The organism is Psychromonas ossibalaenae ATCC BAA-1528 (genome assembly GCF_000381745.1).
Lineage (GTDB): Bacteria > Pseudomonadota > Gammaproteobacteria > Enterobacterales > Psychromonadaceae > Psychromonas > Psychromonas ossibalaenae.
Genome location: NZ_KB906993.1, coordinates 1 through 25,451 on the forward strand (window position 1 = coordinate 1; position 25,451 = coordinate 25,451).

25 protein-coding genes and 1 pseudogene are annotated in these 25,451 nt (G+C 41.6%); 18 read left to right on the forward strand and 8 right to left on the reverse strand.

The window, feature by feature from the left end:
• The 11 genes and pseudogenes from G327_RS27195 to yfcE form a co-directional block, all read left to right on the forward strand.
• Positions 1–188 (forward strand): annotated as a pseudogene (locus G327_RS27195) (group II intron reverse transcriptase/maturase); the annotation flags it as partial.
• 128 nt (positions 189–316) lie between these two features.
• The gene (locus G327_RS25680; protein ID WP_019615307.1) at positions 317–1,009 is read left to right on the forward strand and encodes a DUF3626 domain-containing protein; all 693 of its coding nucleotides are present in this window, start codon (positions 317–319) and stop codon (positions 1,007–1,009) included.
• A 766-nt stretch (positions 1,010–1,775) separates the two neighbouring features.
• Positions 1,776–2,177: an ACT domain-containing protein gene (locus G327_RS0113455; protein ID WP_019615310.1), complete on the forward strand. Its 402-nt coding sequence runs from the start codon at positions 1,776–1,778 to the stop codon at positions 2,175–2,177.
• Positions 2,178–2,217: 40 nt separating this feature from the next.
• Positions 2,218–2,724, forward strand: coding sequence for a GNAT family N-acetyltransferase (locus G327_RS0113460; RefSeq protein WP_019615311.1), 507 nt, complete (start codon positions 2,218–2,220; stop codon positions 2,722–2,724).
• Between the two features lie 25 nt (positions 2,725–2,749).
• Positions 2,750–3,175 carry a GNAT family N-acetyltransferase gene (locus G327_RS0113465; RefSeq protein ID WP_026339356.1) on the forward strand — a complete coding sequence of 142 codons (426 nt, stop codon included), beginning with the start codon at positions 2,750–2,752 and terminating at the stop codon, positions 3,173–3,175.
• A 239-nt stretch (positions 3,176–3,414) separates the two neighbouring features.
• Complete coding sequence (locus G327_RS24715) at positions 3,415–3,975, forward strand: extracellular solute-binding protein (protein ID WP_019615314.1); 561 nt, start codon at positions 3,415–3,417, stop codon at positions 3,973–3,975.
• 714 nt (positions 3,976–4,689) lie between these two features.
• Positions 4,690–5,424: a DUF1538 domain-containing protein gene (locus G327_RS0113475; protein ID WP_019615315.1), complete on the forward strand. Its 735-nt coding sequence runs from the start codon at positions 4,690–4,692 to the stop codon at positions 5,422–5,424.
• Positions 5,421–6,215, forward strand: coding sequence for a DUF1538 domain-containing protein (locus tag G327_RS0113480; protein ID WP_019615316.1), 795 nt, complete (start codon positions 5,421–5,423; stop codon positions 6,213–6,215). The genes G327_RS0113475 and G327_RS0113480 overlap by 4 nt, the downstream gene beginning before the upstream one ends.
• The gene (locus tag G327_RS0113485; protein ID WP_019615317.1) at positions 6,205–6,555 is read left to right on the forward strand and encodes a P-II family nitrogen regulator; all 351 of its coding nucleotides are present in this window, start codon (positions 6,205–6,207) and stop codon (positions 6,553–6,555) included. Before G327_RS0113480 ends, G327_RS0113485 begins: the two co-directional genes overlap by 11 nt.
• Positions 6,552–6,956, forward strand: coding sequence for a CBS domain-containing protein (locus G327_RS0113490; RefSeq protein ID WP_019615318.1), 405 nt, complete (start codon positions 6,552–6,554; stop codon positions 6,954–6,956). The genes G327_RS0113485 and G327_RS0113490 overlap by 4 nt, the downstream gene beginning before the upstream one ends.
• Positions 6,957–6,996: 40 nt before the next feature.
• Positions 6,997–7,542 carry a phosphodiesterase gene (gene yfcE, locus G327_RS0113495; protein ID WP_019615319.1) on the forward strand — a complete coding sequence of 182 codons (546 nt, stop codon included), beginning with the start codon at positions 6,997–6,999 and terminating at the stop codon, positions 7,540–7,542.
• A gap of 404 nt (positions 7,543–7,946) precedes the next feature.
• Here yfcE and G327_RS0113505 read toward each other — a convergent pair whose 3' ends face one another.
• Complete coding sequence (locus G327_RS0113505; RefSeq protein ID WP_245542694.1) at positions 7,947–8,507, reverse strand: hypothetical protein; 561 nt, start codon at positions 8,505–8,507, stop codon at positions 7,947–7,949.
• A gap of 665 nt (positions 8,508–9,172) precedes the next feature.
• On the opposite strand from G327_RS0113505, the gene G327_RS0113510 reads away from it, so the two are divergent.
• The gene (locus tag G327_RS0113510) at positions 9,173–10,009 is read left to right on the forward strand and encodes an SDR family NAD(P)-dependent oxidoreductase (protein WP_019615322.1); all 837 of its coding nucleotides are present in this window, start codon (positions 9,173–9,175) and stop codon (positions 10,007–10,009) included.
• Between the two features lie 173 nt (positions 10,010–10,182).
• Here G327_RS0113510 and G327_RS0113515 read toward each other — a convergent pair whose 3' ends face one another.
• A complete protein-coding gene (locus tag G327_RS0113515) occupies positions 10,183–10,377 on the reverse strand; it encodes a DUF2897 family protein (RefSeq protein WP_019615323.1) in 195 nt (64 codons plus the stop codon).
• A 179-nt stretch (positions 10,378–10,556) separates the two neighbouring features.
• Positions 10,557–11,660 carry a phosphoribosylaminoimidazolesuccinocarboxamide synthase gene (locus G327_RS0113520; protein WP_019615324.1) on the reverse strand — a complete coding sequence of 368 codons (1,104 nt, stop codon included), beginning with the start codon at positions 11,658–11,660 and terminating at the stop codon, positions 10,557–10,559.
• 268 nt (positions 11,661–11,928) lie between these two features.
• Here G327_RS0113520 and G327_RS0113525 point away from each other — a divergent pair, with 268 nt between their 5' ends.
• A complete protein-coding gene (locus G327_RS0113525; protein ID WP_157601126.1) occupies positions 11,929–13,455 on the forward strand; it encodes a hypothetical protein in 1,527 nt (508 codons plus the stop codon).
• Between the two features lie 237 nt (positions 13,456–13,692).
• Here the strand turns inward: G327_RS0113525 and G327_RS0113530 are convergent, their stop codons facing one another.
• The 5 genes from G327_RS0113530 to lpdA are packed head-to-tail and all read right to left on the reverse strand — an operon-like array spanning position 13,693 to position 19,947.
• Positions 13,693–14,307 (reverse strand): CDP-alcohol phosphatidyltransferase family protein, encoded by a 615-nt coding sequence (locus tag G327_RS0113530; RefSeq protein ID WP_019615326.1) that lies wholly within the window; start codon positions 14,305–14,307, stop codon positions 13,693–13,695.
• Entirely contained in the window at positions 14,300–14,968 is a 669-nt protein-coding gene (locus tag G327_RS0113535; RefSeq protein ID WP_019615327.1) for an ATP-binding cassette domain-containing protein, read from the reverse strand. Before G327_RS0113535 ends, G327_RS0113530 begins: the two co-directional genes overlap by 8 nt.
• Positions 14,934–16,658 carry an ABC transporter permease gene (locus G327_RS0113540; RefSeq protein ID WP_033298318.1) on the reverse strand — a complete coding sequence of 575 codons (1,725 nt, stop codon included), beginning with the start codon at positions 16,656–16,658 and terminating at the stop codon, positions 14,934–14,936. The genes G327_RS0113535 and G327_RS0113540 overlap by 35 nt, the downstream gene beginning before the upstream one ends.
• 8 nt (positions 16,659–16,666) lie before the next feature.
• A complete protein-coding gene (locus G327_RS0113545) occupies positions 16,667–17,809 on the reverse strand; it encodes an ABC transporter substrate-binding protein (RefSeq protein WP_019615329.1) in 1,143 nt (380 codons plus the stop codon).
• A gap of 8 nt (positions 17,810–17,817) precedes the next feature.
• Entirely contained in the window at positions 17,818–19,947 is a 2,130-nt protein-coding gene (gene lpdA, locus G327_RS0113550; protein WP_019615330.1) for a dihydrolipoyl dehydrogenase, read from the reverse strand.
• Between the two features lie 246 nt (positions 19,948–20,193).
• Between lpdA and G327_RS0113555 the strand changes: the two genes are divergently transcribed.
• From G327_RS0113555 to G327_RS0113580, 5 genes are all read left to right on the forward strand, one after another.
• The gene (locus G327_RS0113555) at positions 20,194–21,003 is read left to right on the forward strand and encodes a substrate-binding periplasmic protein (protein ID WP_019615331.1); all 810 of its coding nucleotides are present in this window, start codon (positions 20,194–20,196) and stop codon (positions 21,001–21,003) included.
• Positions 21,004–21,223: 220 nt separating this feature from the next.
• Positions 21,224–21,955 carry a DNA replication terminus site-binding protein gene (locus tag G327_RS0113560; RefSeq protein ID WP_019615332.1) on the forward strand — a complete coding sequence of 244 codons (732 nt, stop codon included), beginning with the start codon at positions 21,224–21,226 and terminating at the stop codon, positions 21,953–21,955.
• Between the two features lie 318 nt (positions 21,956–22,273).
• Positions 22,274–23,842: an Hsp70 family protein gene (locus G327_RS0113570; protein WP_019615334.1), complete on the forward strand. Its 1,569-nt coding sequence runs from the start codon at positions 22,274–22,276 to the stop codon at positions 23,840–23,842.
• Between the two features lie 564 nt (positions 23,843–24,406).
• On the forward strand, positions 24,407–24,784 hold the full coding sequence (locus tag G327_RS0113575; RefSeq protein WP_019615335.1) for a hypothetical protein: 378 nt from the start codon (positions 24,407–24,409) through the stop codon (positions 24,782–24,784).
• A 33-nt stretch (positions 24,785–24,817) separates the two neighbouring features.
• The gene (locus G327_RS0113580) at positions 24,818–25,264 is read left to right on the forward strand and encodes a GNAT family N-acetyltransferase (protein ID WP_019615336.1); all 447 of its coding nucleotides are present in this window, start codon (positions 24,818–24,820) and stop codon (positions 25,262–25,264) included.
• Positions 25,265–25,451 lie beyond the last annotated feature (187 nt).

Consider the following 25,451-nt stretch of genomic DNA (forward strand, 5'->3'; position numbering starts at 1 on the left):
GATTACCCGATAACAGTCGAAGCTTATCGCATTTGTTTAGTTATGTACTGCATACTCTGTATAAATGGCTGAACAGACGAAGTGGCCGGCAAAGTTATAACTGGAGTAATTTCAAGAAGATGTTAACGTATTTTCAAATTGAGGTACTGAAAGTCAACAAGCGAAATATTCTTGTCGACTGGTACTAGGGTCGTGTTTTACACGAGCGAATATATAACTGAAGAGCCGGATGCGGTAGTTCCGCACGTCCGGATCTGTGTGGGGTCGGTCTGGTAACAGATCACTCTACCACGATTTTCTAGAACTAGGAGAGATTGTGGATACAAAGTTTGTAGAACAAGCAATTGAAAATGTACGATTGAAATCCCAAGGAGAGGTTGCGTCTACGAGTTATGCGGTCACGATTAACTTTCACCCAGATCGTTATACATCTAATAATAAGCCTCTACTTCTTGCTATCGCTAACGATGGTTTTTTGAAATCTCAGTTTGAGACAGGTACCAGTAATGGTGGTTTAACGGCTCATATTGGTGGTGAACGATGGTCATGGGAGCAAAAGGTTTTTGACGGAGCTTATGACAATGCACCAAATAAATTCAGACCTAAATATGGTGCTGTGAATTTTCGTTTCTATGAAATGGGCGCTTCGCCTCGCTTTGGTTCCGCTTATTTTCAGCTAAAACCACATGCTGCTGAACGCACGACTTTCTGTTATCCTGATAGTTATTTTGAACCAGAAGATTTCGCTGTATCTGATCGTTTGAATGCACTTATTAAAAAGGCATCTTCGTCAAGTCACGACTTACTTGACGATTATATCGAGGCTCATATACACGGAGTTATATCCTTAAAAGAAGATATCGAATGCTTGGTTTTAGATCCTATTTACCGTTCTAGTATTGTCGAAGCGTATGCGCTTAAATTAAATGTGCCGATTAAATGGCATAATGGCTATGAATTGAGTATCGAGCAAATGAGGCTTCATCCTGAGTATCGAGGATTTAGCTGAAGGCGGTAAAATTAATGCTAAATTATTGGGTTTAGCTGTAACTGAACGAGGATATGATGAACAAGATATTAAAAAAGTTTGGCATTATTTAGCTAGGTTTGGATACTTGTCAGTGTAAGCATAACTAATAAGGTTAGGTCCTGTGAGCATAGCGAAGCACGACTGGCTTTGTTCTTCATCACAAATTATAGCCAACTGCATTAGCCGTTTATTGCGGCGTTGGTACCTATAATCGGATACTAAATTTAAGTATTAATTACCAATTAATTGAAGGAAATGTAAATGGCAGTCTTAATAATTATAAATTTAATCAGTATTATTTTGTGTTATTACGTAGCGAAACATCGTAAAGCTAAAATCCTATTTTGGGTGTTAGTTTCATTAATTGTGGGGCCTTTAGCTATTCCATTCGTTTTCTTTTCGAAGCCGGTAGTTGCAGTTGAATAACTAAAACCAGAAAATTTATACAATGTACACATAACAAGAATTTTCAAGCAGACAAATTACAGCTAGGTATGAAACGAAATGGCGAAATTCATTCATGCGTTCATAGCAATAGAAATTAATCCATTTTCACATAATGGATATTTTGAAAAGGCCTCGTTCATTGCTGTCGTTTCAGCAAAACCTCGTAAAGCCAAGCAATATTTTAATAAAGTAAGACGCATAAAAATCTATACCAGGCCTTAAACGGAACTGAAAAAGTGGGATACGAACCCGCTATTTTAGTCCACGTAATGTGGGCGTTACTATTGAGGTGATAAGTATGTCAGGAATTACAGAGCTAGATGAATTATTAAAGTCGATGGAACCAGAGTTATTAGAACCAGAATTTGTGTTTTGTACAGTTTCTGGCTCTTTAGTTGATTATGCCTCATTTAATCCAGTTGCAACCTTTTTCGAAGCTGAAGGATTAACTTTAGTTTTAGAAAAATGTGAAGCTCAAAATGCAGGGCTTCAATTTGAAGGTTCATTTCGTCAAATTACTTTAACTGTTTATTCAAGCCTTGAAGCTGTTGGCTTAACTGCTTCAGTTTCAAGTAAGTTATCAGAAAAAGGCATCAGTGCTAACGTGATAGCAGCTTACTATCACGATCATATTTTTGTACAATCGTCTAAAGCTGAAATGGCACTTTCGGCATTGAAGGAGTTTAATGTGCAAAATTAAAAGTATTGCTTACAAGAGCTTTAAACGGGAAAACAGTTGAATGCACAAAGTCGAAGTTTCTGAATTGATTGAAAGTGATCGAAATTGCGTGTTCGACTTGCTCCAAGATGATCAAGCCATGAAATATTTGGGGCCAAGACGCGCACTAACAGATGATGAATTTGAACAGTGGTTTTTTCACGAACTTGAAACACCTTCAAGGTTTGCATTCCGTCATATAGCAACGAAAGAGTTTGTTGGATTTTGCGGATTAAAGGAAATTGATGGTGAGTTAGATTTTGGATACCTCATTCGTAGCAAATACTGGGGGAAGGGCTTAGCTAAAGTCATTTGTAACATGGCAATTGAAAAGCTGTCTCCTACAACAGACTTTAGTCAAGTTAAAGCATTTATAGCCTCAGATAACATAGTCAGTATTAAAGTAGCTCAAAGTTTAGGCTGGCAACTAAAATGCAAAACCTACAACGAGTTTGAAGCGGGATATTTGTATCAAATACGTGTATGCAGAAGTGTAAACGGACGGAAAACAGTGCTTAATGTGGTGTGAGTTTCCTAACAGTATGGAGGTATCAGTGAAAATTGATTTTATATCATCACCTTCCGAAAAAGAGATATCAGCCATTTATAATGGTTTAGTGGAATTTAATGGGCCTAACTTCCCTGATCTTGATGAAAAAAATTTTGGCTTATTTGTTCGCGACAAAACTGGAGAAACGGTAGGCGGACTTACAGGGCAAATGTTATTCACTTCATTACATGTCAAGTACCTTTGGCTTTCAGAGAGTATTCGCGGAAATGGTATCGGAAGTGAACTGATAAAACGAATAGAACAAGAGGCTGTAATTTGCGGCATTTCAAATGTTTATCTTGATACTTTTACTTTTCAAGCACCCAAATTTTATGAACAGTTAGGATATATTGAGGTCGGGAGATACACGGACTTCCCATTAAGCGGCGTGGATAAAGTGTTTTATCAAAAACACATCGGAGGCAATTAGCAAATCAGCCAGGTGTATAAGGCCTTTGCCGTTACTCAAGGAGCAGATGTTGACCTTGATATGATCGATAGACATCCCGCGAATGTGGAAAACCAAATGGGACGAAATGGTTTCTCTAAGTATCGTGTGCTACATAGTGCGGGCAGAATTAAGCCGGTTTTAGCACAGGCCTTTCCGTTACCTTCAATCGCTCAAGCGTAAACGAATCGGGTTTAGAAGTATTAGAGTTTATAGATCATATGTTTGCTAATAAATGGGCGAGCTATGACTTTGGAGCCACTGACCCGTTGACGACGGGGAAGCTAATCGGTGCGATACAAGGGCCTTGGAACATTTCTCGTTATGAGCTACAGTATCCTGAGATATTGAAAAAAATCAAGCTGGGTCCGATTCCGACTAAGAGCGCCACATCAGATCAGAAAGCCGCCACTTTTGCAGACAGTAAGGGGTTAGTTTTGTTTAAGTCGTCAGACTTGCAGGATGATGCATGGAAGTTTATTAACTGGGTTTATTCCAATCCTAAGTTCGATTTAGAGTGGTTAAAAGCAACTAGTCAGCCGCCGGCTCGCGGTGATTTGATCAGCAACCCGATCTTTAGTGACTATTTTGAAAATAACCCGTTAGCAAAAGGGTTTGCTGAATATGTTGATGTCGCGATCCCTTCTGCGGTTACCTCGGAGACGGTTGCAGTACAGCGCAGCATGACGCAGATGTTGGAACAGATTATCTTTACTGACAAAGAAGTTAAAAGTTCAGTAGATAAATCAGTTCAAGAAGTTAACCATCTATTAGTTCAATAAAAGGGCTGAATATAAGAAATCAGCACAGGGAAGGCTGATTTTTTATTAACTAACCTAGAAATTACCCTAAATCGGGAAAAGGTGAAACTAATGAACGTGCGTCAGATAAGGCAATATGAAAACATCACAATTGTAGATGCCTAACATCGAGCTTTGTTATGAAAATTTTAGCCGCATCAACTGGAAATCTAACTAAATGATGGCATACAAGAGCGCCATGGGAATTTAATTCACTGTCAGTTCCTGACAAAATACTTATAAAACCCTGATAAGCAAGCGTTGGTATTTACTCTATTATCAGCAGTATATTTAGAGGTGTAAGTGATAAGGTTTCATTTTAAAAAAACGAAGGTGCTTTATATTTAGATATGAACAACAGCTCTTTTAAAATAGAAATGACCAGATTCTTGAGCTGGGTTTGAACGTGCAGGAGCATTATCTACACAAGACCCGCCGTTATAATTGAAGTTGCTATTTTAGACTTGCTCTACAGTCGACCAGATCCCCCGTTAGCATCTTGTCAGTTTCTTTCACCTGCGTTTTTTGCATCGACCGTATTCTTATTAACACCTGTTCAAAAAAGTTGTTGGAGATATACCTAACTGATTAATCGAGCTAAATATCTCATTTATGCAAAAAAAATGAGATATTAATGGACGAGATTATAATATTTGACCAACCTAAGAATAGGAGAATATTCTAAAGGAGGGAATCATGAAAGCACTGAAGGCATTATTTAAAGCAATGCTGGGAAGCTTGGTTGATCTTCTACCTATAGTCTGCGTAATCGCTTTCTTTCAATTGGTTGTGTTACAAGAGCCTCTTCCAAATATATTATCCATTCTTTTCGGTCTGCTTTTTGTCGTGCTGGGGCTGACATTCTTTATTTTCGGTTTAAACATGGGATTATTTCCCATTGGAGAAAGCATGGCACAAGCTTTCGCCCGCAAAGGCAGTATTTCCTGGTTAATATTGTTCGCATTTTGTTTAGGTTTTGGAACCACTATAGCTGAACCTGCATTGACCGCTGTGGCTTATGAAGCAGCAGAAGTTGCTGCTGAAGGCGGGGTGATCCCGCATACGCTTGAACAAATGGATGATTACGCCAATGGATTGAGAGTAACGGTAGCACTTTCTGTCGGTATTGCGATTGTATTAGGTGTGGTTCGTATTCTTAAAGGCTGGCCTATTCATGTAATGATTATTGGGGGGTATGTCGGCGTCGTGATACTTACCTGGTTTGCTCCTGAAACCATTATCGGTATTGCTTACGATTCCGGTGGAGTGACTACATCTACAATTACCGTTCCTCTGGTAACCGCTTTAGGCGTTGGGCTGGCATCATCAATTAAAGGCCGAAATCCTATGCTAGACGGATTTGGTTTAATTGCATTTGCCTCGCTGCTGCCGATGATGTTTGTGATGATTTATGGGATGGTTTTATCATGATAAGTCCATCGCAGTTCATCGATACGTTTCTCAGCACTGTGGTCGATGTTATTCCTATTGCAACCATCATTTTCGGATTTCAACTGGTAGTGTTAAGAAAACCAATCGCAAACCTGACAACTGTTGTATTGGGTTTTTTCTATGTAATCCTAGGGCTGTCTCTGTTTTTATTAGGATTAGAACTAGCACTTTTTCCATTGGGTGAAACCATGGCCGAACAGCTGACTGCACCCGAATTTCTTTACTCTTTTAAAGATGACATCACAGAGTCTCTGCACTGGATTGATTATTATTGGGTTTATCTGTTCGCATTCGCCATTGGATTTAGTACAACTATTGCCGAGCCTGCTTTAATTGCTGTGGCTATTAAAGCCAATCAGGTTTCTGCCGGTGCCATTAGTGTTACTGGTTTGCGGGTGGCTGTGGCATTAGGTGTCGCGATTGGAATTTCGTTAGGCAGTTACAGGATAGTTGTTGGTGATCCTATTCATTATTACATTATGGCAGGTTATGTTGTGGTTATTATTCAAACGTACTTTGCGCCAAAACAGATCATAGCGCTCGCGTATGATTCTGGTGGTGTTACAACATCTACGGTGACAGTTCCATTAGTGACGGCATTGGGGTTAGGCTTAGCCTCCACCGTTCCGGGACGAAATCCGGTTATTGACGGCTTTGGATTAATCGCATTTGCAAGCCTGTTCCCAATCATATCCGTAATGGCATACGCCCAAATTACGCAATGGCTAAACTCAAGATCAGGTTCTAAGGAGAATGATAATGCGCTTTAAACTAATCATTGCCTTTGTAGAAGATACAAAGACAGATGCCGTTTTAGATGCTGCGCGCTCAGCAGGAGCGACCGGCGCAACTGTAATTAATAATGCAAGAGGGGAAGGGTTAAATCAAAAAAAGACCTTTTTTGGTCTGACTTTGGATGTTCAAAAAGACGTTTTATTATTTGTGGTAGAAGAACACTTATCCCGGCACATATTAGAACGAATCGATAACGTTGGTGAGTTTGATCAGCAGTCCGGGCGAGGTATTGCCATTCAAATCGACATAGAAGATGCGGTCGGAGTTGCGCATCAGGTAGAAACATTAACGAAGATAGTAGAGGACGAGCTATGAAGGTGCATAAAATTATTAGAGTGAAAGATGTCATGGCCAACACCTATGTGATGGTAGATGGAGTGACTACTGTTGAAGAAGGTATTCGATTAGCACGGTTGAATACTGTTAAAGCATTAATTGTGAATAAGCGTCATGATGATGATGAATATGGTATTGTGTTGATGAATGATATTGCCAAGAAAGTTCTAGCACAGAACCGCTCTGTTGAGCGTACTAATATCTATGAAATAATGACTAAACCCGCTCTGTCTGTTTCACCAGATATGAAAGTGAAACATTGTGCTCGATTGTTTGAACGCTTTAGGGTTAGTCGTGCCCCAGTTATTGAAGACGGCAAAATTATTGGAATGGTGAGTTACAACAATATCGTGTTAAACGGTATGGCGCTGGATGCTTAAGACTGTAAAATGGGACTATAATTTTTAGGAGACTACCCATATGAAACTGTTTTTTGCCTCGGACCTGCATGGTTCATTACCCGCGACTGAACTCGTGCTGGAAAAGTACAAAGCGTCAGGTGCTGACTATCTGGTGATTTTAGGTGATCTATTAAATCATGGACCCCGAAACCCGATTCCGCAAGGATACCAGCCAGCGGCCGCTGCAGAGCTTCTAAATAATTATAGTGAGCAAATACTGGCTGTACGCGGTAATTGTGATAGCGAAGTTGATCAGATGCTGCTTAACTTCCCTATGCTTGAAACCTACTCATGGATTTTGCTGGAAAGCGGTACTCGTATTTTCTTGACCCATGGCCATATCTACAACAGTGAACATCGGCCGCCGCTAAAAGCGGGTGACGTGATTGCACATGGCCATACGCATATCCCCGTGGCGGAGCACAACGGAGATCAGTTTATCTTCAATCCAGGTTCGATTACTTTTCCTAAACAAGGTTATGCCGCCAGCTACGGCTTGTATGAAGAAGGCACGTTTACTGTGCTCTCATTTTCAGATGAAGTTTTGAAGCAAGTAAGTATCTAACAGCAATCCGGTTAATATAAGTAGTGAAGCTTCAGCCTCGCCTTTGTATTACGCGGTTAGTACAGCAGTCGAAAGTGAAAAATCCATCTCCTAAGAAGGTGGATTTTTATCTGAACTGTTTGAATTGCATCCAATGGATACCAATATGTTTTTGGCGTTTCTGATTTACGCTCGCTTTGATCCTGAAGCGGGTGCAAAACTTCTCCATTCCTTGTGCATAACATTAATATTTCGGCTCAAAATTTACAAGCTTGAAAATATAATGATTTCCGTAGCTCTGATATTTAAATCGACTCTGATGCCGTTTTCTGCTGAATAATAACTTTTAACTGAGGTCATACTGACCGCTGCACTAACTGACGAAATAAAAATTAATATTAGCGCAGCAAAGAAAATATGTCTGATTATTTACAGTCACGCGCAATAATGGGAATTAACGTTGTATTTTGCGCTGATGAGAATTCAATCAGCTCAACCATTTTGTCTTGAATCACAACAAGGCTTCTAGACTGCACAGCATCCTCTAATGGTTCATTGATAGACATACCATAACTACGAAATCCTTTTCGAGTAGGAATGGACATAGACATTGGAATACCTTGTGCTACTCCTCCTGCAATTAACTCGATTGCGCGCTCATTGGTTAAGACGACTTTAGGGTCACGTATTGGTTGAAAAATAATGCCGTTTTCGTCTGAACGTACCAAGATCCCAGAGCGATCCGGCCTCCAGCTTTCGTCTAGTTGTGCCATGAAACGCCATGCGCAATACCAGTCTTGACATACAGAAGGCCTGTTACAGTAGATCTTACAGCCGCCTTTTTCCATCAAATTTGCACAAACTTGATCGGCAGGCTTTTTAAAATGTTCATCATCAATTAGAAGCACAACACAGCAGGCTGTACATTCTCCACATTCTCGTCCGGGTACTAAATGTGACTCTTTGTTTTCACTCAATCCTTTCACCTACACACGTCAATTATTAAAATGATAGATATATATATTAGCTGCTTTCAGAAAACAAGCATTATCACTGAACACTAAATAATTCTTCGACCGCTATACAAAAACCATAGGTTCATCGAAGCAGTGCGTAACTGATGTAGCTAAGTAAAATTGACTATAAATAATTCTTCGACCGCTATACAAAAACCATAGGTTCATCGAAGCAGTGCGTAACTGATGTAGCTAAGTAAAATTGACTATAATTTTGTAGAATCTGGAGGGGCAGGTGTTATACCAATCCGCCTAAGTATCTGGTCATTTTTCCTACGCAAACTCTGATCACTTTATTAAGCGAAATGGTATTAATTTTGAGTTTGAATAAATTAGAGAAAAGCCAAAGGTTCAAGTAAGGAATCAGAGCGGGTTATATCTATTAAAATTTACAAAGTCAGGTGTATGGTTAGACTTGACCAGTATAACCCAGAGGTTTAAAATCTTAACTTATTGATTTAGTTTAAATAAACCAGTGGGTATGTTCAGTTTTTGTGACTGAAAAAAGTTTGGATACAGAGGGCGCTCTGTCGCGCAGCTGCTTCGTCCAGTAAATGAGTCAATACGATGCATCACTCTACGCATCGTTTGTATGCCAGTGTTTACGTTTAAGGAAATGCAATAGAGAGGTATCAATGATTGATCCAAAATTGAAAGGGAAAGTTGTTCTGATCACAGGCGCAAACAACTTCTATGGCATCGGAGCAGCAGTTGCTAAGGCTTTTGCCCGTCAGGGGGCAAAGGTTCTGTTAACGTATCTCCGGCTTTCCCCTGAAGAATTCGGTATTGCTCAACTAGACGCTGCGCAGGCTGCTGAAGCAGGTCTGCACTTTTATCATGCCAGACGCGCTGAGGGGGGGGCAGATATAGTGAATAGTATCAAAGACGAAGGAGGTTGGGTGGAAGCATTTGAAGCTGACTTAACTGATCCGGAGCAATTATTGCAACTGTTCGATTGGGGTGAAAGAAATGCCGGCCCCATCGATATTTTGATCAACAATGCTGCAGCATACCAGGAGCTGGATACTATCTTCACCGCTTCTTTATCGACCTATCGCAAGACGTTTGATGTTAATGTCGGTGGTACGTTGTCAATGATGGTTGAATTTGTACGGCGTTTCGAAGAACAAGGGCGCAAAGGAGGCTGCATTATTAATTTGAGTACGGATTCGGCCCAGGCTTTTTCAGGCCAAATCAACTACGGAGCAAGTAAGGCTGCTATTGAAGCATTTACGCGCAGTGTAGCCATTGAGACTGGGCCGTTGGGTATTAGAGTGAACGCAATTGCTCCTGGACCAACACAGTCGGGATATATTTCGGCAGAATCAGAGCAGGAACTTAGTGAGAGAATACCATTGCAGCGGATTGGGGAACCGGAAGATATTGCAGATGCAGCGGTATTTTTTGCCTCCGATCAGGCTCGGTGGATCACAGGAGAAGTTATCAAGGTATCAGGAGGGCACACGTTGTAGGTATATTTCATTGAGGTGACTGCAAAGCCATAGCCAAACATCTACAAATACGCGAAGCTCTTGCCAAAGGATAGCTGGCAATAAATCGTGGTTTTTTGATTACAGTGTGCATTTGTTTTACCTAAAATCGGGAGTAAAACACTGATACTGCTGAATTCAATAAGTGGTAGTTTTTAATTAGAGCGGTTATTTTTATCTGCGGTTTTCTGGTGTTCAGTTTCATGCGCCTGCTGATTATTCTTTTTTTCAGTATCGCTTTTAACATCTCGGGACATTTTCATTTTTGCAGTGTATTTCAGCACCATCAGATTACTGAATATAACGCCTAACACTACACTGATTATTAAAATGACTGTCCATCCGCTCATATAATGCCCCTTAGAATAAAAAAGCAGGAGATAACTCCTGCTTAGCTGCTGTTTAAATATAGCAATCCGCTTAATTTTACGTTTTTTTTGGAAGTGTGCCTTCAGCTTTACCGCTTGTATTGCGCGGCTAAAATCTCACATCCAGTTAAAAACAGACCAATTAATTTGGCTAATTGATATTAATCTATCAGGTTATATTCATTACGCAGAATTTCAATTATTTCGGCTTTCGGATTAGCAGAAAGTTCGATTTTTTTACCAATTATTCTCTCTGCGATACCCGTATAGGTTGCTGATATTTTCATTAACACTTCGGCCGGCAGGGCATTGTCTCGTGCTAAAGCAGAGCGTTCATCCATACGGTCTTTGTTAAGCAGAATATCGGGATCCGGGAAATGATTTAATAATAACTGGCGGAAATCTTCTTTCGAGTTTTCAACAATTTTACCTTCAGCATAAGCTGCACCATCCCAGATACGAGATGAATCCGGCGTGCCTACTTCATCCATATAGATAAGTTTTTCATTACCTGCTTTGTCGTTTACATAACCAAACTCAAACTTAGTATCAACAAAAATTTGATTAATATTAGCAAGTTCATCACTGATAACATCAAAACCTTCTTTTAGCAGTTTTTCATAAAAGCAGATGTCATCAGCAGTTGTAAAGTTAAATGCTTCGAAATTATCTTCGATGTTTTTGCGGGTGATATTAACATCATCAACAGCAGGAACACCTGGAATACCCTCAAGTATACCTTTAGTTGAAGGAGTAATTAATAATTCAGGCAGTTTTTGATCTTTACTTAAGCCTTCAGCAATATTGATACCGCAGAATTCACGTTCACCTTTTTCATATGAACGCCACATAGAGCCGGTAATGTATTGACGGCAGATAGCTTCAATCATAACAGGCTTAGCTTTCTGAACGATCCATACAAAGGGATGAGGGATATCGAGAATATGACTGTCAGCAAGACCTTGTTCTTTAAACAGTTTAAACCAATGGTTCGAAATCGCGTTAAGTGCGGCACCTTTACCAGGAACACCGTTCATACCGTCTTCACCATGCCAGATGCAGTCGAATGCTGAGATGCGGTCACTGATAACCATAATTGCCAGTGGTGCATCGGGAGCAACATCATAACCTTTCTCTATGATTAAACGTTTGCTGTCTTCTTCGGTCAGCCAGTAGACTGAACGCACTTTACCGCTGTGGACTGGTTTGTCAGAACGAATTGGAAGATCATTATTAACAGCTAATACTTTGTCGGCAAGACTCATAAAACAATATCCTATAAATAAAATCACATAAAACAGACAATATCTGTAATGAAATACTTGGGATGGCGATAATAGCAGAATATATAACGTATAGCTGGTGCAATTTACAGTTGATAATCCATAGAGTTATATAAAAGAATTAAATAACAATATGTTATACAATTATATTATAATTATTGTGTATCTTGTTAATACTAAGTAGTGACGAAAAATATGGCTTGTACTGCTTCAGTTTCTATATTCAACTTAACCAATGGACGGGTTTACTTTGCATCTACCTAATACAGTCAGAAAACTCAGCAGTGCCATGGTCCTGGTCCTGGCGGTGAGCAGCGCGGCAAATGCCGATCAACTACTTTTTCGTTTTTCCGGCGATTACCTGACTGATCAGACAACTACCTTACACGGCAATGTAGGTACGTCACTGCTTTACCGTTTTGACAGCGGTTTGTCATTCGGCGGCACTATCTACTCGGCGGCATTTGGAGATGCAGGCGGCTTATTCATCGGCGGCTATGAAGTCGGACAGCAGTTTGAATTTGCAGATGATCTGTTTATTGAAGGCTCTGTATTTTTCGGCGGCGGCGGCGGTGCGACGATTGTTCCCGGTGATGGAATGTTAATTCGACCACGTCTTATGTTCGGCAAAAAAGTAGGGCTTTATGAGTTGTCACTGGGTGCTTCCTATATGCACGTTACCGGTTCTGATATCGCATCGCCGGTTATTGAGTTTGCTGTCAGTCATCCTCTGGATCTTTTATTTAATCAGGGACATTCGTCAAGTTGTGCAGGCTGTATAAAAACTATGTCTTCCGATTATGTTTCGCTGCATGCAGTTAAAGCGGTTTATAAAAACTATATTCCGCTGACCGACAAGGCGCCTGGTAATAGGGACGGTTCAGTTATTCAGACCATGCAGCTTGCTGGTGCGCAGTTTGAATTTGATATGAAAGCAGTATGGGGAGAGGGCTGGTACAGCTATCTGGCAGCAGCTGGCTCTATGGGGGGAGACGGTGAAGGTTATGCAGAGTTTTTCGCCGGAGGTAAATATTTAACCGCTGAAAACCTTTTGCCCAGCAAGAATGTCCGGCTGTTTGCTGAAGCCGGTTTAGGTTTTGCCGGTGGCGGTGATGTTGATACCGGCGGCGGCTCAATGGCTGCCGCACACACCGGAATTCAATGGGGGCTGTTCAACGGCCTGACACTAGATACCGGTATTGGCTATGTTGGTGCGCTGGAAGGCGGCTACCATGCATGGGTACCGTCTATGAAACTGGGAATGGATCTGGGGTATTCTCACTCTGAAATGAACATAAATTATTCACGAACAGCAGATTTAAACCCGACTCATTGGACAGTTTCAACGGGATACAGTGTGATTGCGGATCACGATACGCTGCGTTATGCCTCTGAAACCGGCACTGGAAACATCGGTATGGTTGATGTTAAGGCAGATATAATGTTCAGTGAAAATTATTATGTGACTGGTCAGGCGTATACGGTTACCTCTGGAGGTGCAGGTGGTTTTGCTATGGGCTTACTAGGTTTAGGTGCTGCTGTTGATCTTAACAAGAACTGGCGCCTCTCTGCAGAAGGTTTAGCCGGAGCGGCTGCTGGTGGAGCTGTTGATGTAGAAGGCGGGCTGGTTGTTTCAGGACAAATGGATCTGGATTATCGTTTAACTGATAATTTAAGTTTATCGACAAATGCCGGCTGGATAAAAGCGGTGAAAGGCGGTTTAAACGGGCCTATGGTCGGACTCGGTTTGAAATTTGATTTCACTACTTACGATTAATGAATACTAAATCCACTAATTTTCTATTCATTTAAGCTTGTTAAAATGGACGCTAGTTAAACACAAATAAGATTTGTGTTTTGGTTATTTATTTTGTAATTAAAATAACTAATTACTGTAATCAACGCCTTGCTTTCGTCCATTTTTTCTACGCCTAAACAGAGCATCTAATTAATGGAATTGCTATAAACATATTCCTTCTGTGCTGAATAACGTACAGAAGGAAGAGTCACAGTGTTAAATACGTACTTTTAAAGTTTGATAGCCAGCCCAGATGCGTGTAAATGTAGTGATCCAGCAGAGTAGTGCAAAACTATAAGCGATGATCGAAAAGTGCTCCGGCAACAGGCATAACAGTATAAAACAGGCGATCGTTTCCGTACCTTCAGTTAAGCCTCCTATATAATACAGTGACTTATGTTTATAGACCGGGTTTTCTATATTTCTTTTACCTGCCATTACCGCAAAGGCGAGAAAGCTGGAGCCGGTTCCTAAGAAGGAAAAAATAAGAAATGCACCGGCAACTGCATTCATATCCGGCGCTGCTAATATAAACCCGAATGGTATTAATGAGTAAAACAAAAAATCCAGGGTGATATCGAGAAAGCCGCCGCTGTCGGTAATTCCCTGAATCCGGGCAACTGCACCATCAAGGCCGTCAAACACTCTGTTTATCAGGATAAACAACAGTGCGAGCTGATATTGTGCAAAGATCAGTGCAGGAAAAGCCAGCAGGCCGAGAATAAAACCGGTCAACGTTACCTGATCTGCTTTTATTCCCGCTTTATGTACACCTGCCGCCAGGATATTAAGCGGAGTACTGATTACCTTAATACTAAATCTGTCAAGCATGTTCACTTTCCTTACAGTTGTTATTTTCATGCCAAGGCCATAGCAGGCTGCGACCATTTTCGGGAAGATCATCCTGATCATGAGTGACCATCAAAGCAGGGAGTTTTCTGTCGCTAAGCAGTGCAAAGACCCAGCTGCGAAATTCAGCACGTAGGGATTTATCTAATTTATTAAATGGTTCATCGAGTAATACCGCGTCGGGTTCAGCGAGTAACAACCGCATCATGCTGACTCTTGCCCGTTGTCCGCCGGATATCTGAGCAGGCGAACTGCAGGCTAGAAATTCAAGGTTTAAGTTCGCCAAGGTAGACATTGCCAGCTCTTTACGCTGCTGTTTTTTTACCGTATCCGGTATTGCCAGTGCGAGGTTCTCCCATATGTTGAGGTGCGGGAAAAGCAGATCGTCCTGAAATAATATACCGATTCTTCTCTTTTCAGGTGACAGGTGATTAAGCGTTTGTTCATGCAGATAGCACTGACCGCTGTAGTTGAAATCAGCACTCAGATGGCCTGCGATAACACTTAACAGTGTTGACTTACCACAGCCGCTGGGGCCCATCAAAGTTAATATCTCTCCCGGATTAATAGAGAATGAAACCGGGGGGAAAAGAACAAGCTTCTGCTTGTTAATAACGGATAGGTTTTTTACAACTAATGACATTTCTAGTAGTACTCTTAATTTGGTTATCCAGCGGGCCTGTTCTGCGGCTGACGATAATAGCAGTAATATAAAAGAAAAAAGGGACTAATGACTGCAGCAGTGCATAAATAGCACTGATCCGGCGATCCTGTCCGCTTGATAATGCGACAGCTTCTGTTGTTAAGGTCACTATTCGTCCGCCTCCCAGCATCAAAGTAGGTAGATATTGAGCCAGGCTGACACTGATACCAACTGCCCAGGCGATACACACTGCCGGCATCAACACAGGCAGCTTTATTTTCCACCACACTTGTAAGGGAGACAAACCCAGGCTGAGGGCTGCTTTATCCAGTCTGCTGTCGTAACTACGCCACGGACCGTCCAGCGCTAAATAAATATAGGGAAAAACAAAGAAGATATGCGCCCATATAACCCACAGGTAATAACTTTGTCCGGGTAGTAAATGCACTGCAACCTGCATGCCGGATAAAATAGATAGCTGCGGTGCTAATATCGGCACTGCAATCAGCAGATGCGGTATCAAGCGCTTTGTGCTTGTTGTTCTACTGTTATGTTCATGAATGAAAAATACCAGTACCAGTGCCGCGGTTGCACTGAGCAGCGCAATACTAATACTGCTGATGGTGATTTCCAGCAGATAACTCCATTCCTGATGCCAGAAACGCAGTGTCCAGCTGGAAGGTAAAATATCTGGAAATGACCAGCGCTTAGCAAAAGACCATAAAACAAGTATCGGCACCGTTGCTAAGGTTATTAAATAGGTGAGCAGCAGAATAGTTAAGCCTGGCAGCGGCAGTGAACATCGGCCACTGTACTGCCAGGTGCGCCACTTCTGCAGCATTAACCACTCGCTTAAACGCAGTAGATAGATTAACGCGATACATAAGAGCAGCAGCAGTGCTGCGCCTGCCGAAGCTTTCTGCAGGGTAAACAGATCGGCATCGTTTAACCACTGCCAGACAAGTATTGGCAGTGTTGCCGGTCTGGTTGGTCCGATTACCAGTGCCACATCCACAACCGATAAACTGTAAGCTAAAACAACAAACAGCGGGAAACGAATTTTAGCAAGCCATTGCGGAAAGATGATTTTCTGCCAGGCTTGCCTGCTGGAGTAACCTAAACTCTGTGCTGTTTTTAAGGTAGTACTGACATTCAGTTGTTTTAGTAATGCCAGGCTCATAAAAACAATAAACGGGATCTCTTTTAAGGTTAAGCCGAAGATCAATCCCAGGCCGTACTGATTGTTGATTAAATTCCAGTTAGTTATATAGCTGTCGTTTATAAACAGATTGCTGATACGAGCGATAAAACCGCTTGAGGTAAATAAAAATGCCAGCCCGACTGCAAACGCCACATGCGGAAGTGCTAATACCGGGGCGAGCAGATTTTCCAGTTTGCACCACCAGGGTTTATTCCAGCAGGATTGTAAAATGGCAAAAGCCAGGAGTGCTGAAAGAAAAGTACTGCTTAGACTGATAAACACAGTGAGCAGCAGCGATGCAGTTAATCCCGGCCATGCGGCCAGCTGAACAAAACCGGCTAGTGAAAACTGATACTGGTTAACTGCTGGAATATAACCGAAAGCTGTGAATATCAAGCCGGCTAATCCCGGCAGCAGCGGTATAAAGCAGATCACCAGGCTGCACAGAAGAGCTCCTTGAAATAAACGCCTTGCTGTAGAACTTTTCATAATAACGTTTAGTGTCCGTACCGTTTCTGCCACTCTGTTTCCAGCGCAGTCTGCCAGCTTGGATGAGGCTCCGGAAGAGATTTAAACAGTGTTGTATCTTTAGCTGAGCCGCGGATATAGTGAGGGTACAGAACAGCTGGATCCCCCCATACCTGCAGATCTCCTTTATGCGACTGCGCTTCTGGACTAAGCAGGAAATTAATCGCTACCAGGGCGCCTTCTTTAGCTGCGGCATTCCATGGAATTGCTAGAAAATGAATATTTGACAGCGCACCGGCTTTAAGCGCATACGCCTTGGTTGATTCAGACAGTGTGCCGTTTTCCTGCGCGCTGAGAACCTCATTAGGATTAAATGTAACAGCAAGGTCTAGCTGACCATCATCAAGTAACTGCAGTGTTTCGCTGCTGCTTGCCGGAAACAGCTTGCCCTGACGCCATGCAGACTTATGAAATTCATCTAAGTAATCCCATAAAGGTGCGCTGATTTCCTGAAAGTTGTTTTCATTAACCGGGCTGTATAACAGATTACTGTCTGCGCTTAACTCGAGTAGTGCTGCTTTAAGAAAACTTGTGCCGTGAAATGACGGCGGTTTTGGATAACTTAAACGCTGCGGATTCGCTTTTGCGTAATTAAGCATGGCGTTAAAACTGTCCGGCGGTGTGCTTAGACGTTTTGTATCATATATAAATACCAGCTGACCAACTCCCCAGGGGGCTTCTAGACCTAATGTCGGCTCTGCAAAATCACTGCTGACCGGAAGACTCTGATCGACGAATTTCCAGTTAGGCAGCCGCGTGGTAAACGCCTCGCTAAGCAGCTGATGCTGTTTCATGGATTTGAAATTTTCACCGTTGATCCACACCATATCAATACTGCCCGCGCTGTTTTTTTGTGCCGTTTTTTCAACTGCCAGACGGGATACGGCTTCGGAAATATCCGTAACTTTGACATGTTTTAATGTGACCCCATATTCCGACTGCAGACGCTTTCCAGCCCAGCGCAGGTAGTTGTTTATCTCCTGGCTGCCGCCCCAGGCATTAAAGTAAACGGTTTGGCCGGCGGCTTTTTTTTCTACTTCCTGCCAGTCAACCGCTGCCTGAGAAAACAGACTGCACAGTAATAAACTGCTTAAGAAAACTAATTTGCTCATAAAACTTCCTATTTTCGAGTCCAGTTATGGTATTTTTCAACAAAATTTAACAGCGTCTGCGGGGCATGATTTTTTTTCCAGATGCCGGCTGTATATTTAGCGGCTTCGCTCATTGTCGGATAAGGGTGAATGGTGCTAAGTATCTTATTTAAACCAAGATTATAGCGCATTGCTAAAGTAAACTCAGCTAACAGATCACCTGCGTGAGATCCTACAATTGTGACACCTAATATTCTGTCACTGCCTTTAGCGGTTAACACTTTTACAAAGCCGCTGTCATGTCCGTCAGCAATCGCCCGGTCTAAATCGTTCAGTTCATATTTACTGATTTCATAGCTGATATGCAGCTCAGCAGCTTCTTTCTCATTAATTCCTACACGTGCAAGTTCTGGATAGGTGTAGGTAGCTGCCGGCAAAACTGAATATTCAGTTTTGAATTTTTTAAAGGAGCCGAATAATCCGTTTACTGCCGCATACCAGGCTTGATGAGCGGCTGCATGGGTTAGCTGGAAAGGGCCGGTCACATCACCTACCGCATAAATATTAGTATATTTTGTCTGCAGATAATCATTCACCGCAATAGTTTTTCTATCGGTCAGCTCTATACCCAGCTCTTCTAAACCAAAGCCGCTTACATTTGCCTGTCGTCCAATGGCTACCAGTACAACGTCAAACTCTCGGCTGATTAATTCACCTTTATGCTGTAACTCAACCTTTTGTTGTTGCCCTGTACAGGTGAAAGCGCTGACATTGTGGTTAAGCAGCAGTTCTACACCATCGTTGATAAGCTGCTGACTGAGCAGATCCGCTGCGTCCGGATCTTCTCGCATCATAATCTGCGGCAGACGTTCAACAATGGTAACTTCACTACCCAGGTGCTTAAAACATTGTGCGAGTTCGCAGCCGATAGGCCCGCCGCCAAGCACTAAAAAACGTTTTGGTAATTCAGACAACGACCAGACTGTATCTGAGGTAACGTAGTTAACCTCCTGTAAACCGGGAATAGCTGGAATAAAGGGTTTTGCCCCGGTTGCAATAACAATATTTTGTGTAGTAATTACCTGACCGTTTAACTCAACCTGCCAGGGGGAAATGATTTTTGCATGCCCCTGCAGGCATTCAACACCGAGTTCTGAGTAACGCTCAACAGAGTCATGGGGCTCAATTTTGCGGATAACTGTTTGAATGCGGTTCATCACTTTTTTGAAATCAATACTGTTAATTTGAGCATCTACGCCGAAATCCTCTGCCTGCAGGATCTCTTTAATATTATGACTGGTGCGGATTAAGGCTTTAGAGGGAACGCATCCGGTATTTAAACAATCTCCGCCCATTTTATGTTTTTCGATTAGAGTGACCTTAGCTTTTACTGCCGCTGCAATATAAGCACTAACCAGTCCGCCGGAGCCTGCACCTATTACGACCATATTACGATCAAAAGAATCAGGTTTACTCCAAGGTGCATAGACTTTTTTTTGTTTTACGCGGTTGATAACAAATTTCGCTGTTAACGGGAACATGCCGAGAATAACTAAGGAAATTAACACTGAAGGCGAAAGCAGACCGGATAAAGAATCAATTTGTGCCAGCTGCGTACCGGCATTAAGGTAAACCAGAGTCGCAGGGAACATACCAATCTGACTGTAAAGGTAAAACCTTTTGACAGACATAGTTGATAAACCCATTAACAGATTAATCAGAAAAAACGGGAAAATAGGTATTAAACGCAGCGTAAGCAGATAAAGATTACCGTCTTTGTCTATACCTTTATTAACAGCAGAGAGTTTATTACCGAACCGGTTCTGCACCCAGTCTCTAAGCAGATAACGACTGACCAAAAAGGCTAACGTCGCACCGATTGAACTGGCGAATGATACCAGTAGTACGCTCCACCAGAATCCGAATAATGCTGCCCCCAGCAGAGTAAAAACAGCTGCGCCGGGAACAGAAAGGGCAGTAGCTATAATGTACAAAGAGAAATACACAATACTAGCCTGCAGGAAGTTTTGAGTAATATACTGATCCAGTTGTGCCTGCTGGCTTTTGGCATTTTCGAGTGTCAACAGGTGGTTCAAATCAAAAATAAACCACAGTGCTAACGCCGCGACTATCAGCAGTGCCAGTTTTTTTTTGTCCATAAAATACTCCCGATAGGATTTTTAATTAATAATAGTTAACAGACCTTCATATCCATAGAAAAATTTCATTTTTAATCAATTATTTAGAAGCGGACAACGTAATATCCTGACGTTTAGAGTTGCAGTCTGTTTTTTACTAAGTGGGAACAGTTTGAGCTGTGATGATTATTTCTCTCCGACTCTTTACTTTAAACAGGTGCAAACTATTGTTTAAAAGGGGCACTAAATAAAAAAACAGGAGGGTGTATGATAAGAAAACTAATTACTGCTGTTTTATTTGTGAATCTATTTACTGCTGTAAGTCTGTCAGCCGAGAACATTGAAGTTACTGTCTATGCCGATGATAATTACCCGCCTTATTCGTATATGGAAGAAGGCAAGCTTAAGGGTATTTATAGTGATATTTTTAGAGCTGCTTTTGCCAAAATGCAGGGATACCAGGTGAATATTGAAGCAGTGCCTTGGAAACGCGGCTTGAAGCTTCTTGAAAATGGCAAAGGCTTTGCGCTTTATCCGCCTTATTTTTATGCATTAAAACGCCCTTACATCTGGCCTTACTCGCTGCCGGTTTTAGATGAAAGGGTAGTTGTATTTTGCTCGGAAGAGGTACTGACCCATTCTATACGTAATAAATGGCCTGAAGATTACTATGGATTGACTATCGGCAACAATGCAGGCTTTCATCTTGGCGGTGATAAGTTCTGGCAGGCTGTTGCAGATAAAAAGATTAATGTCTACGAAGCTAAAGGCAATCGAGAAAATATTCTTATGCTCGCACTTGGGCGGACGGATTGCTATATGAACGACCGCTTGTCGATATTATGGGGCCTTAAAAAACTAAAAAAACAGAAACGCTATGATGAAGGCCGTGTACACAGTAGTCTGCTGCAGGGGACGACTATTACTATTGAGCAGGGGTTTTTAGGTTATACCAACCGCGATAACGGTAAATTCTCATATAAAAATGATTTCAAAATGAAACTTGATATCATTATTTATGAGATGCGTAAAACAGGTGAGATGCAGGAAATCGTTGACGCTTTTATGAGAAGATAAGCGGATATTGTACAAATTTTCAATTTGCCCGCATTCTACTGGAAAGCCATATAACCCATTTTTACATCCCAAGCATATTTAAAATCCAATTCACACTGTTGCATAAATAATCGTTAAGCATGTAACGTACTATTTTTAAAGGAAATGTAATGGACAGTTGATCTTCCTCAAACTACAATTATATGTATATATATACATGTGAAATTGGGAGGGGGATTTAATGAATTCTGAATATTATTATATTAAACACAGTGGACAGTTAAAAAGTGACTTACTTCAGTCGGTAGCAGAGGTAAGGCAGGCTTTATCTGATTTTTCACAAACCGTTCTGCTGCAGGATAAATACAAACAGAAGCAGTCGGTGGTTTTTTCATTGATTGATATTGAAGAAGATAAAGTAGAGCGGCAGGCTGTTATTTTTTTTAATGATGCAGCGGTGCAGGAAGCATTAAGGTTTATTTTCAGTTTTGAGCTGCAGACAAACTCCATTCAAGATACTAAAAAGTTAGCTGGTTTTGTGCAGACAGGGTTACCTAGCGAGCTTCTTGATCTGCATATTACTCGTATTAACAGTGCCAAAAACCGCTGCAAAAAAATAATCACTTCTATTAAAGATGCAGACCCGAGGAAACAGGCCGACCTGCGTTTCTACTTTGTGCATAATATCTGCGGGCTGACCTATCTGGTAACCAACGAGCTGTATCGAAATTTAGTGCAGATAAGCGAACCGGTCGATTCTATCTATTTTGGTTTAGAAAAACATAACAAAGACAGTGATATTTTATTCCCTAAAGCAAAAGCCACACTGCGTAATAGCGACGAATCCGCAAAAGTAACGGTAAGAAAAAAACATAATTCATTACCCGTCTTCTTGGCAGAGAATAGTGAGTTACTTGCTTTAAATAAGAACGGCAAAAAAAATGCGATAAGATATAGTTATAAACCAGTTTAACCGGCACTGAGCATTTTCAATACTAGAGTTTTCTGTCTTTATTATTCAACAAACAGACCCAACCTCCAAATTAAATAACAATTTTTAGCAACGTTCCTCATTAAACAAAAAACTTAATAAAAATCACCGCCGGCATGGATAGCCAGCCCAGTCTGCTGTGCAAAATGAACAGATAATCTTCACCTGTACCATAATCAGCTTTTCTGGGCATAGTAATGATTGAACATTGGGCCTGTTAAGTATTATTATCTGCGCCACAGTCTCACAGAGACCTTGGGTTTAGAACAAAGAATAAATAGACAAAATATTGGAGTTTATGTGGCACCTGATTATATCGGCATTGATTTTGGAACTTGTAACTGTTCCGTTGCAGCATGGGTAAATAACCAGGCAGAACTGATCCCTGTTGATAACAATAGTGATATGCCTTTTAAAATCCGCTCTTCAATCTACCTTAAAGCTGGTGACAGGCCTTTGCCTAAGCCTAATATGCACAGCATAAGCAAGTATGAAAGCGAGATAACTAAAGACTTAAACAGACAGCTGAAGGAAACCCGGAATGAGATAACCAGGCTCAACGCTCAAATCCAGGCGGCAGCTGAAGGTCAGCCGCAGAGCAAAGTCGACGGGCTGCAGTTTCTTTTACAAAGCACCCGGCGAAAAGAGCAGAGGTTTATTGATGAATTAAGTAAAAGTGCTTTTATCAAAGCTAAAGCTGCTCGTCTGGCAATGGCTGACAGTGTTTCCAAGGAAGACAGCCTGAACGATATGCTTGTTTCCGGTAGTATTCTATTTGGAGAGGCTGGTTTTAACGAGTTTTTACTCAGTCCCGATGAAGGCCGGTATATCAACAGTCCGAAAAACTTTCTCGGCGCTAAAATACCTAAAGTACTGCTGGATGATTTTGAAACCATAGTTGCAAGGTTTCTTTCCTATCTGCGTATTCGTGCAGAAAAACATTTAGACAGGCAGATAAAAAGAGCGGTGATTGCGCGTCCGGTAAATTACCATTCCACAATGGGAGAGTTAGGTAATAAACAGGCGGAAGCGTTAATGGCGAGGGCGTCTGCGAAAGCGGGCTTTGATGAAGTCCACTTTATTCATGAACCGCTGGCGGCTGCTTATCATTTTGAACAGAAAATAAATACAGAAGCCGAAGCCATGGTGGTCGATTTAGGCGGCGGTACATCTGATATTACTTTCTGCCGTCTCAGTGCTGAAAATGCCGATAAGTTAAACCGTGATGACGATATTCTTTCTACTCAGGGAATCAGACAAGGCGGTATCGCCTGTGATAAACACCTGGCAAACGGTGTCATCTCGCCGTTATTCGGCCGCGGCGGCAGGACCGCAGACGGACGGGCAATCCCAAATGTTCTTTTTTCCGGCACATTTTCTATTGATAATATGCCGGAAATCACCGATTTTTATTCGAATAACCGTGCGGCATCGATTCGCCAGTATATTATTGACTCTGAAGAACCGTTAAAACTGTTACGTCTGCAGCGGGTACAAAAAAACCGTTTAACCCATCAACTGATGCATTCAGTTGAAAGAGCGAAAATTAAACTTAGTGACAGTGAAAAGATCCGCTTACCGCTTGATTTTGTCGAGAATAAACTTGACGTCAAGATCACCCGCTCGGACACTTCGGACACCATGAAGATATGGCTGGACAAGCTTTTTGCAATTATAGAAACTTCGATAAAGGAAGTTGGTTATGCACCTGAGATAATCTACTTAACCGGCGGCATGGGATTGTCTCCCATCGTTCAGAAAGCCATTAAAGCTGAATACCCAAAGATTAGCATTGAAGTTGCAGATGCATTTAGTTCGGTTGTTATGGGCGCTGCGATTAAAGCCAGAAGGGTGTTTGCGTCGTTGTAGTACTATTTCGCCAAACGAATTGGTCTAATTTATATTTGGAAATACGGTTTAAACCGCGCAATAGAATAGGCGAGGCTAAAGCCTTACTTCCTAAACTGATCATAATATTAAGCGAATTACTCCGGCTGAGCTTGTATAACTCAGCCGGGTTTTAGTTCTTAAGGGATAACTACTTTCTGGATATGCGGCTGCTAACAACTGTGCATTAATTGAGATGACGCCCTTTAGCCACTGGCGCCGGTGATAAACTCAATCTATTACAAACGTTCGTGTTGTCCATTATTAGAGTTCTGGCCCACAACTCATTAGAAATGTCTGCACGTCCATAGAAATAGTGCGGCAAGTATGGCAATCATCGCCACTTAAAGGCAGTCATACTATTTCAATGAAAGCTGTTGGTTTCTTGCCCCGACAACTCCCCGGCGGCTTGTACTGTAATAAATAAGAGAGTGATTATTCGCCCAGTTAAACTTCCTTTGTGTAAAGAGGATTTTTCAGAAGCAGTCTTTATTATAAACTGTTTGCCTTTGAACGATCTGAAACTCACAGCAGGAAGGAGATACCATGCGTCAACAATATCATTTTCGTCAGTCTGAACAAGGTCTACAGGCATGGGATGTATTTCGCCTGCTGGAACTGTCGCACAGCCTGGCAGTAAAAAAAGTACCTCTGCAGGAGATAAAAGAACTTAATGAAACTTTCTGGTACGGACTCGACGGCGATCTTCCTACATGCCGCAGTATTGCACAACATGCATTATTGATTGAGAAGGCAGATTTAGCTTATCCAATCATACTCTGTTTTGAAGGACGCGTGATGGATGGTATGCACAGGGTTTGTAAAGCGCTGAAGAATGGTCAGGATTATATCAATGCAGTGCAGTTTGAACATCCAGTTCAACCCGATTATATCGGTGTACAGCCGGATGATTTACCCTATTAAGCAGCAGTTAACCTTCTCTTAGGAGACTAATAAATGAATTACGATTTCCATATCGGCACAATCGCTGATGTATTAAAGGTAGATAGTCAAATTCCAGAATTTGACGGTAGAAATACGGCAGAAAAAATCATGAAAAAACTAGCTGATAAAAATGCTCTAATGCTTATTGCCAGTTTTAACAAGAAGCCGGTTGCTTATAAAATAGGTTATGAACTTTCGCAGACAGAATTTTACAGCTGGTTAGGCGGCGTGAGCTCCGACCATAGAAAGCAGGGGATTGCAACGCAGTTACGCAAAAAGCAGGAAAGATGGGCTGCTGATAAGGGCTATGAGTCGATCAGTGTAAAGTCAATGAACCGCTTTCCGGCTATGCTGCAGATGCTGATTGGCAGCGGTTATCAAATTTCCGGTTACCAGGATAACGGCAGTGCCGCGAATAGTAAAATATGCTTTATTAAACATTTAAAAGAGGCGCTGTAATAGATATATGGTGCTGCGAATAATATCGGCAGATAATCATCAACAATCAGCGTTATTTGATCGCATGAAAAGCTAGATATTAAAAAGCATACAGTGAACAGTATTCTTTTTAATTCTTTACATTAGCAGCAGATACAAGCCTTACAAAAGGAGTTATAGTGCTTATTTAATGCCTGTTTACCTTTCG